Below are 14,517 nucleotides of genomic sequence, written 5' to 3' on the forward strand. Positions count from 1 at the left end.
TGAATCTCGCTGCCTAATACCCTAGGACAGACGAGCTTCGTACCGGTACCGAACCCGGACCTCGTGGTATAGAACGCGCTCACCGCCGGTATTGCGGCGACCACCTGCGCGACGCCGGTACTGTAGGGCAGGTGATTGAGCTGGCGGCCTCGGATGCTGTGACGACGAACTTGGCATTGATGCCGCAATGGTTGGACCCGATGTATCTCCTGAACGAGAAGTTCGCGAGCGTGGTGATTCCGGCCATCCTGGTCATCGTGTTCATCGAGACCGGACTGCTGTTCCCGCTGCTCCCGGGCGATTCGCTGCTGTTCACGGGCGGGCTCCTCGCAGCCCAAGACGGCGATCCGAACATCTGGATTCTGGTTCCGGCAGTCGCTTTGACGGCCATTGCGGGCGATCAGTGCGCGTACTGGATCGGACGCAGGATCGGTCCGGCGCTGTTCAACAAGGAAGATTCGCGATTCTTCAAGCAGAAATATGTGACCGAATCGCACGCCTTCTTCGAGAAGTACGGGCCGAAGACGATCATCCTGGCCCGATTCGTTCCGATTGTCAGAACCTTCACGCCTGTTCTCGCGGGTGTGTCGAAGATGACGTACCGCAAGTTCCTCACCTTCGACATCGTCGGCGGCATCTTGTGGGGCGGCGGCGTCACAATCCTCGGTTACTTCCTCGGCAACGTCGGCTTCATCCGCGACAACGTCGAGGGAATCTTTTTGCTCATCGTGTTGCTCTCCGTCTTGCCGGCGATCATCCACGTCGCGCAACGCGTGCGCGCAGGTCGTAAGCCCGTCGATCTTGCCGATCCGGTCGCGACCCCGAACGAGCCTGCTGGCTGAGTATGAATGCTGCGTCGCACGGTTTCGGCGTTCTCGAAACCGCTGGTCCAGTGGTCGTGTGGGTAGTTGTCCTCACGCTCGTATTTCTCGAATGCGCTCTGATCATCGGGTTGTTCCTCCCTGGCGATTCAATGCTGATCACAGCAGGCATCGTTCTCGCGACGCACACCACGGGCGGTCAGCAAGCCTGGGCCTTGTCGGTCGGTGCGATGATCGCCGCGATCGCGGGCAATCAGGTCGGCTATGTCATCGGCCACCGGACCGGGGCAAAGCTGGTTGCCAGACGCGACGGCAAATATCTGAACACCGCGAACCTCCATCGGGTCAACGGAATGCTGGACCGCCATGGTTTCTGGGCGGTCCTGGTCTCGCGTTGGATCCCCTGGGTGCGGACGCTGTGCCCGCTGGTCGCAGGCGCCGCCAAGATGGACCACACGAAGTACACGATCGCCAGCACGCTCGGAGCCATCGTGTGGGCGCCGGTTCTACTGTTGCTCGGCTTCTACTGCGGGACGTTCCTGCACCGCATCTCATGGCTCATGCCGGTTGTCATCGGAGTGATGGTGGCGGTCCTCGTTATCGGAACGATCCTCGGGATCCGGCACTACTACCAGGAGATGGCCAAGCCCGCCGAAGAGGTCGAGGTCGACGAGGTCGAGCACGAGCTCTGAATCACGACGCGATCCGTGCCGCGGCTTCCATGAGCATCCAGCCGCTGAGCTGAACCGAGAGGTCGCGTTCACCGAAAGACGACGACGACACCGACCCGCCACTGAGCACTGCCACCGAGTCCCCCAGGTCCGGCACGCGCGCCTTGATGGACCACTCCGGACCGAACAACGGCAGACCGTCGACTGCCAGGCTGTTCTCCCACGCTGCTTCGGCAGACGCCAGCACGATCCGTGCGGCAGTTTCGCGGGCAAGGACGTCGGCATCACTGTCGCCGGGCAGCACCCGCGCGACGAGCGCGAGATAACGCGCGAGAATCCCGTCGAACAGGCCGCCGTCGCCGCCGTCCGACCCGACGATCACCCCGTTTGTCGTGAGCCGCTGCTCGACCGCCGCGACGAGCGAATGCACACGTGCACTGTGGCGCGGTTCCCCCAGCTGGACTGCCAATTCCGTTTCGAGGCCGAGCACGACGCCCTGACAGTAGGTGTAGATGTTGCGTTCCAAGCCGCCGGCGGCTGGACGAGTGCCGTCGAAAATCAGGCCGGTCTCCGGATCGCGCAGGGTCACGTCGAGCCAGTCCGCCATTTCCTGTGCGCGCCACACCTTTCCGGTGCGAAGCAGCAGGATTCCTGCCGGACCGTTCGCCGGTGCGTTGTAGAAGTTCGAGCCGACGCACCATGGAATGCCGCCACCTGCCTCGGGTGCCCATGACTGGTAGAGCTCGGACTCGAGGGCACCGACAGCGCGACGGAAGTCGATCAGCTGCGTCAGTTGCGCGCGTTCGAGGGCGATGCCGAGCCATGCCATGTCGTCGTAGTACTTGTTGGTCCAGCCAGTGAGGTTGCGAACCCGGACGCCCCGGGCGATGCGTGCGATTCGGCGCTTCCGCGCCGGGGTGGGCTCCCGCTCCGCAGCGTCGACCGCGCAGTCGATCAGATGGGCCTGCCACCAGTAGTGCCAACGCAGCATGAACCGCTCGTCGGGGACGGCGGGCCAGCCGACCACTCCGAGCCTGGTACCCGGCAGGCCCCAGACCCGCCGAAGGTGTCGTGCCTCGATCGCACGTTCCGCTGCGTCGGCGCGTGCCGACCACTCCGCTTGCATAGTCATGATCTTGTCCGATGCGTCGTAGAATCTGCGCGTGAATCGCGCTACCACGCCGTCCCGAGATCGGCGTGTCGGCGAATCCACGCGTGCATCGCAATTCCGGCCGCGACGCCGGCGTTGATGCTGCGCGTAGAACCGAACTGCGCTATGGAGACAGTCATTTCGGCGCCGTCGCGCGCATCGTTGCTCACTCCCGGACCTTCCTGCCCGAACAACAGCAGGCACGCACGCGGCAGTTCCGCCGTTTCGATCGGGACCGAGCCGGGTGTGTTGTCGACTGCGACGACAACAAGGTTCGACGCAGCTGCGAACTCGAGCAAGGCGGCGACATCGGGATGATGAATGATCCGCTGGTAGCGGTCGGTCACCATCGCTCCGCGCCGATTCCATCGCCGTCGTCCGACGATATGCACAGCCTCTGCAGCGAACGCGTTGGCTGTGCGCACGACGGTGCCGATGTTCGAGTCGTGGCCGAAGTTCTCGATCGCCACGTGCAAGCTGTGGCGGCGAGTATCGATATCGGCGACGATCGCGTCGCGGGTCCAGTACCGGTACGCATCGACGACGTTGCGCCGGTCACCGAGCTCGAGCAACTCGGCGTCGTACCGCGGGTCGGTCGGCGGCGGCGTCCCGTATTCGGTCAGCCATGGCCCGACCCCATTGGGGTGTTCGGCCCACTCGGTGGGGCCGGGCTCGTCGGCAGACATGGTCAGGATCGGGTCAGCACTCGACTGGCGGTCCGAACGATCCAATCCGGTGAATACTTCGCGGCTGCCGCAAACGCCTTGCCCTGCAGGCCGACGACGTAGTGCACCGTCGGAATCCAGCTGCGCTTCTTGGTCGCGTTCCAGACCTCGTCGGCAACATTCTCCGGTGTGAGCTTTACGCCGAGCGACTTCGTCGAACCGGTCTCGACTCCGTCGATCATCTTGGTCTGCACGAAGAGCGGGAAGATTGCGATGACGCGAACGTCGTCTCGACGCCATTCCAGATCCAGCGCCTCCGTCAGGCTCTTCACCGCGGCTTTGGTTGCGCCGTAGGTCGCAAGTTCCGGCTGGCCGTAGAACGCCGACGCCGAGCACATGTTCACGACCTGCGCGCCTTTGGTCGCCCGCAAGTACGGGAATGCCGTTTGCGAGCCGTGGACCACGCCACCGAAGTTGATGTCGATCATCTTTTGGTGCGTGGCGGAATCCATCTCGTCGAATCGCCCGGCGGTCAGCACGCCTGCGTTGTTGATCAGCACGTCGAGCCGTTCGTGTACGGACCAGAAGTTCTTCAGCGCCGAGCGCCATTGCGCTGGATCGGCGACGTTCATCAGCCCTGCGTACGAGGCGCCGCCCGCCTTGCCGATCTCCTCACGCAACGAGCGCAAGCCTGGTTCGTCGACGTCGTATATGCCGACCAGGTAACCCTCTCGCGCGAAGCGCAATGCGGTCGCGCGACCGATGCCGGAAGCGGCACCGGTGATGAACACAGTCGGTTTACTCATACGGGCCAGAATAATTGCCCTGAATCAGTGGGTCGCTCCGCTCCGGCCGGTCACGCGGATCGGCGGCGCAGTGTCGCGGCTCCGCCGGCGAGTAGAACGACCGCGAAAGCGACGATGATCAACAGGTCACGCCACATGAGATTTGTCGGCAGCGGATACGTCTCGATTTCCCCGAGCGCCTCGGCGGCATAACGCAGCGGGACCGCATGGCTCACCGCCTGCAGCACCGACGACATGTCCTCGCGCGGCCAAATCAGCCCGCACAGCAAGATCTGCGGAACGACAACGGCGGGCATGAATTGCAGCGCCTGGAATTCCGTACGGGCGAATGCGCTGGTCAACAGGCCTGTCGACGAGCCGAGAACCGCGGTCGCCGCGGCGATCACGATCACCACAGCTGGGCTTCCTTGCGATTGCAGGCCGAGCAGCAAATAGCTGACCGCCGTCGCGATTACTGCTTGGACGACGGCCACCATCGCGAACGCGATGCCGTAGCCGAACAGCAGATCGAGCTTGTGCACCGGCGTGCTCAACAGACGCTCTAGCGTTCCGCTGACTCGCTCACGAAGCATGGCGACGCTTGTGACGAGAAACATAGAAACGAAGGGAAAGATGCCGAGCAGCATGAGCCCGATCTGATCGAAGATGTCGGGTCGGTCGGCAAAGATGTTTTTCAGCAAGATGAGGAGCACGCTCGGCACCAGCAGCAGGACCGCCAAGGTCCGGTGGTCGTGCCGAATTTGCGTGAGCACACGAAGGACTGTGTTCAGCGTGATCTTGATCGACATGGTCGCCTCAGCTTTTCGCTGGTTGGAGTTGGTTCAGGATCAGCCGCAGGAACGCTTCCTCCAAATTGGGAGCACCTGTGGCGTGCAGCAGCGAGGCCGGGGCGTCGTCGGCCAGCAGTCGGCCTTCGCGGAGCAGTAGAAGCCGTTCGCAGCGTTCCGCCTCGTCCATGACATGACTCGAGATCAGCAGTGTCGTCCCGGCGGCAGCCAACGCGTGGAACTGCTGCCACAGGTCGCGCCGTAATACTGGGTCGAGCCCCACCGTCGGCTCGTCCAGCACGAGGACCGCTGGGTTCGCGACGAGAGCACACGCAAGCGAAACGCGCGCTTGCTGACCACCCGAGAGGGAGTTGACCATCTGGTTCGCGATGTCGCCGAGCCCCACAGCCCGGACCGCTTCGTCTGCCGCATTTCGGGATACGCCGTAGTTGACGGCGAAGTAGCGGACGTTCTGCCGAATCGTCAAGTCGCCGTATACCGATGGCGATTGCGTGACGTAGCCGACCTTGCTGCGCAGCGCGGGCGAGCCAGCCGGAGTACCCAGAACGGTCACCGTCCCGGACGTAATCTTCTGCACGCCCACGATCGACCGCAGCAACGTAGTTTTGCCGGAGCCGCTCGGACCGAGCAACCCAGTCACGCTGCCTGCTGCGACGGTGAAACCGACGCTGTCGAGTACGCACTTGCCGCCCCGATTCACGACAAGGTCGTCGACTGCGATGGCATGTTCATGTGGTTTGTCCATCGAATCCCCTTATGCCGGTGCCGTTATCGAGATCGGCTTGTTGACGTTGGTCACCTGCACTGCGAGCGTTGCCGACTTTCCGTCTCGTCCTGTGAATGTCAAGTTGGTCCGCAGCGGTGCATGCGGCGCTCTGACTCGCAGCCATACCGTGAAGGTCGCGTCAGAACCTGCTGTCGGAATAAGCTCTGCCAGAACATCTTCAGGCACGGTTCCGACGATCTTGAAAGCTTCTACACCCGCGACGTCTTCCTTGCCTTGCGTCGTGGCGTCGCGAATCTGGCTGAGCGTGTGGCCCAATCCCCTTTCAGGGTCGAGCATTCGAGCCGGGCTGGGCACCGTGGCGGCAATCTGCGGCGGCGCAGGCAGGTACTTGCCGCTCGGTCCCACGACGAAGAGCATGCCGTCCGATTCCGCGAATTCGACCCGCTGACCCCCCGGCTTGCGGACCGCAATACCGTGCGCCGCAGGAGGTTTGCGGGTGACATCGGCGTCGACACTCTCGACTGCCAAACCATCGCCGTCTGCCGTCAGGAGAATATGCGCGCTCCGCACGTCTTTCGTTGCCGCTGCGGCGTTTCGAATCATCAACTGGGCGTCCGGTAGTCCGCCGGAACCGTCCCCCGCGCAGCCTGCGACCGACAGGGCCGCCAACAGGGCGCATGCGAGCGTGGCCACGGATCTCATGCATGAGGCTTACCACAACGGCGACCGTTGCCGTCGAGCCCGCATCGTCTCTATTAAGGGGTACTAATTGATCAATAAACCAACGTCTTACCACGCGATAATTAGTCGAACGTACCGATCCTGCAAATCACGTTCGGGTCGGGCATTACCAGACCGTGCATTCCGATGTCAGGTAAATGCGACTTTTACGATTGGGTTCGTCGGCTGGGGCGAACCGCCTTGCGGTTCGATGGAAAGTGCCCACGCTGTTGCGTCGCCGACGTCGGTGACAACCGCCGTGGTCGTCGGTGCGATCGCGTCCGTAGCGATGAGCCCGGCAGAGACCGGGTTGCCACTGCTGGGGATCAGCCACATCTGGTACACCGTGTCAGCGGCAGGCTTCGCAACATCGTTCATGATGACCACCGCAGCGTGCTCTTTGCGGGAGTAAACGACGGTTGCTGTGCCTCCGGTGGCCACCGCCGCATCGGCAGTTCGAGCATCGGGAGCATCCAGAACCGTGGCTGCCGTCGACGGTGTTTGCTCCGGCTGCAGCTGCTGCCCGATGAAGACGCCGCCGGCAAGGAGGACCACAGCTGCCGCTGCCGCTGCCACAGCTATACGCCAGCGTCCACTCTTCGCCGTGCGGCGTTCGGTCAACTCGTCGACCGCGGACTCTTCGACCGGTCGCTGGTTCGACTCCGCCATGATTTGGGCGAGCAAACGGCCGCGCAAAGCGGGCGGCGGTTCCACAAGAGTGACCGAACTGAGCGACGCGAGAGTCTCGTTAGTTTGCCGAACCGTTGCCTCGAAATCTGCCGATTCGGGGCCCGCGAGGATGTCGGCGACGCGGCGCTGTTCGTCCGAATCGAGGTTGTGCAGAGCGTGACCGTGCGCGAGATCGACGTACTCGTCGTTCATCAGCTCACCGCCAAACATCCTCGAAGTCGAATCAAACCGTCACGAATACGAGACTTGATGGCGGAAACCCCGACACCGAGGTGGTCTGCTACCTCGCGATACGTGTATCCACCATAGTAAGCCAGCTCAATCGATTCACGCTGACTGGAAGTAAGCGTGTTCAGACACTCCAAGACGGCTCGCCGTTCGATGCGATCCCACACTTCCTCGATGACGGTATCGAACTCACCGGGCAGATTGAGGGTGCCGTAGGTGAACTCGCGATCGGTGTGCGACTGCTCGGAGCGCACCCTGTCGACCGCACGCCGGTGTGCGAGCGTCATCAGCCATGCCGGAGCCGATCCCTTTGCTGGATCGAAGCTGGACGCCGTGCGCCAGACTTGAAGGTAAATCTCCTGGGTTGTCTCCTCGGCAAATCCTGCGTCTCGCAAGACACGTAACGCGACGCCGTAGACCCTGGCCGACGTGCGGTCGTAGAACGTCGCGAAAGCTTTGGCATCCCCACGGCCGACAAGCGCCAACAACTCTCCGAGCTCGCCTGCTTCGACTTTCCGCACAGCGAGCACACGCGAGACATCGGTCGGGCACTGCGGGTCGCTCGACGAGGAATCATCGCCGCCAGGCGGAACAGGGGAGTCACTAAAGGGACGTGCGGGCGTCACCATAGATACCTTAGTGCCCCACCCCGTGGTCTGGATCACAGATGGTTCAGATTTGCATGATCCAATTTTCGGAATTACTTCTTGTCAGAGGCATCTGACGGTTGTAAACATCAAAATTGCCGTCGCAGATTCAAATTCTTTCCCGTTTGCCCCTCTGGGCAACCGACTGAACGGTCTGCGCAGGACCCTCACTGGCCGTCTGTGAAGGTGATACGTACCGAGATCGGCGTGCTCTGCAGGGCACGAAATGTCGCACCCGTCAACGCACCGAAGACCGGGTTCGACGCGAACGTGCGCGAGCGAGCAACGACGTCGTCGTCGTGAACGAACTCCGCAGTCCCAGACCGCCACCGATTCCCTTGGCGCAGGCGCACTTTCGGGTCTGCGCCGATGTTACTGCCCCACCCGGAACGCGTGCCGTGCTGGCAGATCACCCAGGCACCGGTTTCGTCGAAGGATGCCGCGACAGGGACGCGACGAGCCAGGCCGGTCTTGCGACCGGTCGTCTCCAGGTCGGTGGCGAGCGATGTCTTGATGCCGATTCGGTCCAGCGCCCGGACCGTCGGGTTCGCGACATAGCGACCGATCGCGCGTTCGACCTTGAACTTACGCAGTGTCTTGTCGGACTTATTCTGTTGGGACACAGCGGAACTCCTTTTGCTTCGAAAGGCGTCGATGCCGTTTCGCTTGACCATGGTCACCGCCGTCTGCCACGAAGGCCGGCTCGGATCAGGATCGGTTCCTGCACCGAGGCGATGCAGTTGGTCGGTATGCCACTGTAGATCGAGCGCACCGTTGATGCTCTTGACGTTCGGATGCGTTGAGACCCGCGCCGGCAGGCCGAGCGTGATCCGTGGCGAGTGGAGGCGGTCCGTGCGTTCGGTGAGGACGTCAGCGGCCGCCGTCGGCGTGATCGCGGTCGGGCGTCCGAGCCCCACGACATCGCACGCACCCGACTCGACCGCGTCGAGCATCGCAACTCGAGACCGGAATCCACCGGTGACAGCGAGCGGGACGTGCGCGGCGGCATTGCGCACCGATTGCGCGTATTCCAAGAAGTAGGCCTCCCGCGCCTTCGTGCTCGCGGACTGCGTCGCTCCCTGACCCATCATCGCAGGCGATTCGTAACTGCCACCGCTGATTTCGATGAGATCGATCTTCTCAGCCGACAAGCGCTCGACGACCGACTGCGATTCCTCTTCGGTGAATCCACCACGCTGGAAGTCGGCCGAGTTGAGCTTGATACCGACTGCGAATCCGGGATTGACGACCGATCGGATGGCGCGCACCACTTCCAGAACGAATCGCATACGACGGTCCGGGTCGCCGCCCCAACGGTCGGTCCGTAGGTTCGCCAGCGGCGAAAGGAACTGTGACACAAGGTATCCGTGCGCACCGTGGATCTGCACGCCATTGAAACCCGCCGCCTCGGCGACGCGCGCGGCGGTGGCAAATCGCTCGACGATGTCGACGATTTCCTCGTCGGCCAGCTCACGCGGCGCGGGTGCGCCAGGAATTCCCATTGCGACAGCCGACGGAGCGACCGGCTTGTCGCGCGTCGCCAGTGGATTCGCCTGCCGTCCCGGGTGATTCAGCTGCATCCAGATCGGCACCCCGCCGTCCTGGGTCGTCTTCGCCCACCGCGACAGTGCGTCCAGATCACGATCATCGGTGATCACAACGTTGCCCGGCTCACCGAGGTGGCGGCGATCGACCATGACGTTTCCGGTGACGACGAGTCCATAGCCGCCCGCCGACCACCGGGCGTAGAGCCGTTCGAGCCGCTCGTCCGGCGCATTGCCCGCGTTGCCGAGGCCCTCACTGAGGGCAGACTTCATCAGGCGGTTCGGCAGAACCTGCCCGCATGGGAGCGTCAACGCATCGTGCAGAACGGCCATCTTCGGGGACTCCTCCGCCGGTCAATCAGTACACCGATTGGTCTACTTCAAGTACCGTAGTACACCGATCGTGATACCCGCAAGGGACGTCAGAGGTCGAGTGTGAGACGTCCACCGGCAGAGCGGGAAACGCAGATCAGCATCTCGCCACGCTCGCGATCCTCGTCGAGCAGAGTGACCTCGCGGTGTTGCGGAGTCCCCGCCAGCACATGAACAACGCATGTCCTGCAGAAGCCCTGCTGACACGAATAGGCGATGTCAGGACGGCTCTTCCTGATGACGTCGAGCGCGGTCCGGTCCGCAGGCACCTCGAGCACCTCACCCGTCTTGGCCAGCTCGACCTCGAATGCCACGCCGTCGACTACCGGTGGGGCGGAGAAGCGTTCGTAGTGAAACTCCACATCGGTGACTTCGCGAAGCACCTCGAGCATGCCCCCGATCATCGACACCGGGCCACAGCAGTACACAGCAGAGTGTTCGCGGACATCCGCCAACAACTCTTTGGCGTCGGGCAGGCCGTGCTCGTCGTCGGTCCGCACGGTCACGCGGTCGCCGAACGACTCGACCTCCTCCAGAAACGGCAAGGAGTCGCGGCTGCGGCCGGTGTAGGTCAACGTCCAGTCCAGCTTCAGCCGCTCCGCGAGCCGAGCCATCGGCAAAATCGGGGTGATACCGATGCCACCTGCGACGAAATGCAGTCGCTCCGAAGGGGATCCAAAGCCAGGCGCTGCGAACCCGAAGCCGTTGCGGGGTCCGCGCGCGATCAGCGCACTCCCTACGGTCAGGGTGTCGTGAATCTCGACCGAGCCACCGCCGCCGTCGGGAATGCGGCGAACTGCAATGCGGTACGTGCGTCGATCCGCCGGATCGCCGCACAACGAGTACTGACGCTGGCGTCCGGACGGCAGGCGCAGATCCAGATGCGCGCCGGGCCGCCACGCAGGCAACTCGCCGCCGCCGGGATCGACCAACACCAGACTGATCACGTTCTCGTCGTGCGCCTCGACGCGTCGCTCGCGCACGACCAACGTCATGCTGTCGTCGGACACCTTCGATACGACGTCACGTCGATTGATCAGCGTCGACGTCTTGATGTACGCCCCTACGAACTTCTCGTAGAAGCGCATCGTCGCATCGCGTTTGGGCTTGCCGTACAGATTGAGCGGGACCCCGTCCGGTATCGGCCGGCGACCCGTCACGGTAGCGACTTTCTGTCGCTTCGCTCCGGGGTCACGACGCGGCTGCTCTGGCTGCAGGCGATTTCGCCAAGTAGGCAAGCGCCTGCGCGGTACTGCCGACGGAATCGGGCGTGTAGCCCGGCTTCAGGCAGATCGCGAGGGTTTTCACGAGCATCGGCACGGTCGGCAGCGAACCCCGATACATCGAGCCGAACACTCGACCGATGACGCCTAGGTAGCCTGGGTTGTCGAGCGAGTCATCCTCGTGCACAAGATACTTCGTACCGCGGACGAGGAAGACGAGAAGGCTCGCGAACGCGATGACCATGGCGGTGTTACGGCGCGCGTAGCCCATGTCGAAGTAGACGGCGACGTCGTGCGCGACGTTGCGATGCTCTACTTCCTCGGCCCCGTGCCAGCGGTACAGGTCGAGCATGTCGGGATCGGCGTCGAAACTCTCCAGGTCCGCGTTGACCACCCAGTCGCCGAGGAACGCGAACATGTGCTCCAGACCAGAGATCACTGCGAGCCGCTCGAGCAAGTACTGCCGCTGCGCAACTTCGCCGAATTCCGGCCGCGGACCGAGCACCTTCCGGAAGATGAATTCCATCTGATCGGTGAACGGCTTCGAGTCGATGCCGTTGCCCTGGAGGAATTCGCCGATTGCCTTGTCGTGCGTCTCCGCGTGCATCGACTCCTGGCCGATGAACCCGAGGATGTCCTTGCGAAGCTTCTCGTCCTTGATCAGCGGCAGCGCCTCGCTGAAGGTCGAGCAGAACATCCGCTCACCCTCGGGGAGTAGCAAGGTGAGCGAGCTGATGAGATGCGAGGCGATCGGGTCCAACTGCATCCAGTGCAGTGGAGTCGCGGCCCAGCCGAACTTCACGTTGCGGGCGTGCAGCTCCACCTTGCCGGGATCGGTCTGGACGATCGGGTCGTCGGACTTGGTCCCACGGTTGAGAAGCCTCATCGCGTGCCCTCCTCGTTCACGGATTCGATGAACTGCACGGCCTTGTCGGCGATCACGCCGGGCTGCGAGTACGGCAGCCAATGGCCTGCCTGCACCTCGGTGCGGACGAGCCGGTCGACCCAGCGCTCGGTGTCGTCGTAGCCCTCGGGCCGCACAGCGACGTCACGCGTATTGAGAATGAGCTGCACCGGCACTGTGGTTGTGCGGGTACGCGGATTGCGGACGACGCGGGCAATGATGTTTGCCCTGTACAGCCGCAGGCCGTTGATCATGTCTTGTTTCAGGGTGTCGGCGAACTCGAGCTTCTCGCTCGGCAAGCCCTCCATCGCCCACAACAAGCGCGACCAGATCTTCTTGTTGCCCGCCGCCCGGAAGATGGCATCCGAGACGACCGGCGTCATGAACAGAAATGTGTAGGCCGACGCGGCCAATTGGCTGAACGGTCCGGCGAGGTTGCGTGGCGTGGGCTTCGAGAGCCGGTCACGGACCCACTTGCCCAGGTGATCGAGATTCGGACCGGAAATAGAGGTGTACGACGCAATGCGCTGCTCGGCATCGGGCTCACAGACCGCGTCCCATGCGACGACCGCACCCCAGTCGTGTGCGACGACATGAACCGGGGCATTGGGGCTGACCGCGTCGATCACGGCGAACAAGTCCTTGGAGAGCTCGGAAAGTTCGAAAGCGGAAGTCGCCGTCGGTGTAGTCGATTCGCCGAACCCGCGCATGTCGTAGGCGATGACGCGGAAGCGATCCGCCAAGCGGTCGATGACGCCGCTCCACAGGTGATGGGTGTCCGGCCAACCGTGTACCAGGATGATCGTCTCGGCATTGGAAGGTCCGTACTCGAACGCTGCGAGTTCGATCGGGCCGTTGGTTACGGTGAATCGACGGCCTGCGTCGAATACGCGCGGCGGGGCGATCTCACTGATCAACGTCATTGTCAACCTGTCCTTGAACGGTCCCGTACCGAGGGGCACGGTGTGTGTTACTGCGAGTACGGATACACCGACAATGGACGATAGGGCCCTAGTTGTCAAGCGGAGAGAGCACCGCTCACACTCTTGCCCCCACTACCCCTTGTGAGTCTTTTTGGAGTCCAGGGACTCCAAAAAGACTCACGAGGGTGGGGCGTGGCGCGCCTATCCTGGAAGGGAGGCAACCATGAACCACGAGCGCATCGTCCGGACTGTCCTCGGCATCGCGGCCGGGTATGTGATTCTGCTCGCGGTGTGGTCGAGCTGGTTGGTCGCCCACACTCCCCCGGATACCGTTCCGTTTCAGGTCGTCGGGCTCGTCGGTTTGTTCTTCTTCCTCATCGGGGTCGGCATGATGTTGGCGAACATTCCTTCACGCGAGAACCGTCGAATCCGCAAGAGTGGTCTCGAAGGATGGGCACGAATCGAGGGCGCACATCTGGTCGCGCGTACGGACCACGCATCCGAACTCACCGAACTCGACCTGGTCCTGACGGTGCCAGGGTCCGAGTCCTACAGCGGCCGGCTGGTGTTCGATGTCGCGCCGATCGACAAACCGCGGTTCGCGGTGGGCGAGACGATCTCGATTCGAGTCGATCCCCACAACAGGGACCGAATTGTGCTGTGCCCCTGAATAACGCGAGCGGCCCCGCACCTTGGCGAAGGTACGGGGCCGATCGAGGTTCGTGAGCTAGGCGTTGGCAGAAAGGGCGAGAACGACCTCGCTTTCGTTGCCCGGCAGATAGCGGACCTGCACCACCCTGCCGACCTGGACCTGCGACACGCTGCTCGGCGGAAGGAACTTCTCCACTCGCGTCGCGAAGGTCGAGCCATCCGGCCGCGTGACGATCAAACCGAGGTCGAGTCGCGAATTGCCGTTGCGAATTTCGCCGGGAACCGACAGCGACTGCACGACAGCCTGGGCTGCGACGCCCTTTGCTGCAATGTCCAGCTTCTCTTGCGTCGTAACGCCTTTCCGGATCATCGACTGGTCGAACGCCGCCTGAATCTGCGCCGTGTCGCCCGAACGATCGACCTCCACCTTGTCGGTGCGGTCCGCCAAGTAGCGGACCGGGAGTACCACGCCCGGGCGGAGCAGCGCCAACTCCGTCAGGGGCACGATCATTTTCGCGGATGACGGGAACACTTTCCCATCGGCGCCTTCTACGCTGAAGTCGATCCGCACCTGCGGCTGGTCGTTGAGCGTCGTTCCGGTCGGACGAACGCCCGTCACGGTTCCGATGCCGACCAACCCATTGCGAAATGCTGCGCTGTTCTTGCCAGTGAATGCGGCCATGATGCCGTCGCCGCTGAAGGCGAACACCATGATGGCGACCGTGATTGCGACGATCGGCCACACCATAGCTGCACTCGCCCAACCGAACACACCGCCGGTAGACCCGACCCACAGGTAGTAGCTGACCGACACAGCGACGAATGCGAGCGCGCCGATTCTGATGTTCGTCTTCATGATTTCGTCCCTAAGGTTGTTGGTGTCTGGGGTTGGTGCCCTGGATGCCCAGGGCGGTGGGGTGTAGCTGATGATCGGATGCCGCTTTTGTGGCTCGAAAGGAGTGGCTGCCCCGCCGTGCTGGACGCTCC

General features: G+C 63.0%; 16 protein-coding genes. 3 read left to right on the top strand and 13 right to left on the bottom strand.

Features of this window, described 5'->3' with window-relative positions:
* The first annotated feature begins 158 nt into the window (after positions 1 to 158).
* Both FGL95_RS24440 and FGL95_RS24445 read left to right on the top strand, forming a co-directional pair.
* Entirely contained in the window at positions 159 to 842 is a 684-nt protein-coding gene (locus tag FGL95_RS24440) for a VTT domain-containing protein (RefSeq protein ID WP_169592072.1), read from the top strand.
* 2 nt (positions 843 to 844) lie between these two features.
* Complete coding sequence (locus FGL95_RS24445) at positions 845 to 1,513, top strand: DedA family protein (RefSeq protein ID WP_169591916.1); 669 nt, start codon at positions 845 to 847, stop codon at positions 1,511 to 1,513.
* 1 nt (position 1,514) lies between these two features.
* Here the strand turns inward: FGL95_RS24445 and FGL95_RS24450 are convergent, their stop codons facing one another.
* The 12 genes from FGL95_RS24450 to FGL95_RS24505 all read right to left on the bottom strand — a co-directional run bounded on the left by FGL95_RS24450 (position 1,515) and on the right by FGL95_RS24505 (position 12,879).
* Complete coding sequence (locus tag FGL95_RS24450) at positions 1,515 to 2,618, bottom strand: glycoside hydrolase family 76 protein (protein WP_169592075.1); 1,104 nt, start codon at positions 2,616 to 2,618, stop codon at positions 1,515 to 1,517.
* A gap of 47 nt (positions 2,619 to 2,665) precedes the next feature.
* Entirely contained in the window at positions 2,666 to 3,328 is a 663-nt protein-coding gene (locus tag FGL95_RS24455; RefSeq protein WP_169591919.1) for a TrmH family RNA methyltransferase, read from the bottom strand.
* 2 nt (positions 3,329 to 3,330) lie between these two features.
* On the bottom strand, positions 3,331 to 4,113 hold the full coding sequence (locus tag FGL95_RS24460) for an SDR family oxidoreductase (protein ID WP_169591921.1): 783 nt from the start codon (positions 4,111 to 4,113) through the stop codon (positions 3,331 to 3,333).
* A gap of 50 nt (positions 4,114 to 4,163) precedes the next feature.
* The gene (locus FGL95_RS24465) at positions 4,164 to 4,901 is read right to left on the bottom strand and encodes an ABC transporter permease (protein WP_169591925.1); all 738 of its coding nucleotides are present in this window, start codon (positions 4,899 to 4,901) and stop codon (positions 4,164 to 4,166) included.
* Between the two features lie 7 nt (positions 4,902 to 4,908).
* The gene (locus FGL95_RS24470) at positions 4,909 to 5,646 is read right to left on the bottom strand and encodes an ABC transporter ATP-binding protein (RefSeq protein ID WP_169591928.1); all 738 of its coding nucleotides are present in this window, start codon (positions 5,644 to 5,646) and stop codon (positions 4,909 to 4,911) included.
* Positions 5,647 to 5,655: 9 nt separating this feature from the next.
* The gene (locus FGL95_RS24475) at positions 5,656 to 6,330 is read right to left on the bottom strand and encodes an LppX_LprAFG lipoprotein (protein WP_169591931.1); all 675 of its coding nucleotides are present in this window, start codon (positions 6,328 to 6,330) and stop codon (positions 5,656 to 5,658) included.
* A gap of 168 nt (positions 6,331 to 6,498) precedes the next feature.
* Entirely contained in the window at positions 6,499 to 7,230 is a 732-nt protein-coding gene (locus FGL95_RS24480) for an anti-sigma factor (RefSeq protein WP_169591934.1), read from the bottom strand.
* Positions 7,230 to 7,895: a sigma-70 family RNA polymerase sigma factor gene (locus tag FGL95_RS24485; RefSeq protein WP_169591937.1), complete on the bottom strand. Its 666-nt coding sequence runs from the start codon at positions 7,893 to 7,895 to the stop codon at positions 7,230 to 7,232. Before FGL95_RS24485 ends, FGL95_RS24480 begins: the two co-directional genes overlap by 1 nt.
* A 185-nt stretch (positions 7,896 to 8,080) precedes the next feature.
* Positions 8,081 to 9,790, bottom strand: coding sequence for a nitroreductase/quinone reductase family protein (locus FGL95_RS24490; RefSeq protein WP_169591940.1), 1,710 nt, complete (start codon positions 9,788 to 9,790; stop codon positions 8,081 to 8,083).
* Between the two features lie 89 nt (positions 9,791 to 9,879).
* On the bottom strand, positions 9,880 to 10,989 hold the full coding sequence (locus FGL95_RS24495) for a PDR/VanB family oxidoreductase (RefSeq protein WP_420838083.1): 1,110 nt from the start codon (positions 10,987 to 10,989) through the stop codon (positions 9,880 to 9,882).
* 31 nt (positions 10,990 to 11,020) lie between these two features.
* The gene (locus tag FGL95_RS24500; RefSeq protein ID WP_169591942.1) at positions 11,021 to 11,938 is read right to left on the bottom strand and encodes a metal-dependent hydrolase; all 918 of its coding nucleotides are present in this window, start codon (positions 11,936 to 11,938) and stop codon (positions 11,021 to 11,023) included.
* On the bottom strand, positions 11,935 to 12,879 hold the full coding sequence (locus FGL95_RS24505; protein ID WP_169591945.1) for an alpha/beta fold hydrolase: 945 nt from the start codon (positions 12,877 to 12,879) through the stop codon (positions 11,935 to 11,937). Before FGL95_RS24505 ends, FGL95_RS24500 begins: the two co-directional genes overlap by 4 nt.
* Before the next feature lie 223 nt (positions 12,880 to 13,102).
* Here FGL95_RS24505 and FGL95_RS24510 point away from each other — a divergent pair, with 223 nt between their 5' ends.
* Complete coding sequence (locus tag FGL95_RS24510) at positions 13,103 to 13,549, top strand: hypothetical protein (RefSeq protein WP_169591948.1); 447 nt, start codon at positions 13,103 to 13,105, stop codon at positions 13,547 to 13,549.
* A 57-nt stretch (positions 13,550 to 13,606) separates the two neighbouring features.
* On the opposite strand, the gene FGL95_RS24515 is transcribed toward FGL95_RS24510, so the two are convergent.
* The gene (locus FGL95_RS24515) at positions 13,607 to 14,386 is read right to left on the bottom strand and encodes a hypothetical protein (protein ID WP_169591950.1); all 780 of its coding nucleotides are present in this window, start codon (positions 14,384 to 14,386) and stop codon (positions 13,607 to 13,609) included.
* Between the last annotated feature and the right edge of the window lie 131 nt (positions 14,387 to 14,517).

This window comes from Antrihabitans stalactiti (assembly GCF_012932915.1).
Classification (GTDB): domain Bacteria; phylum Actinomycetota; class Actinomycetes; order Mycobacteriales; family Mycobacteriaceae; genus Antrihabitans; species Antrihabitans stalactiti.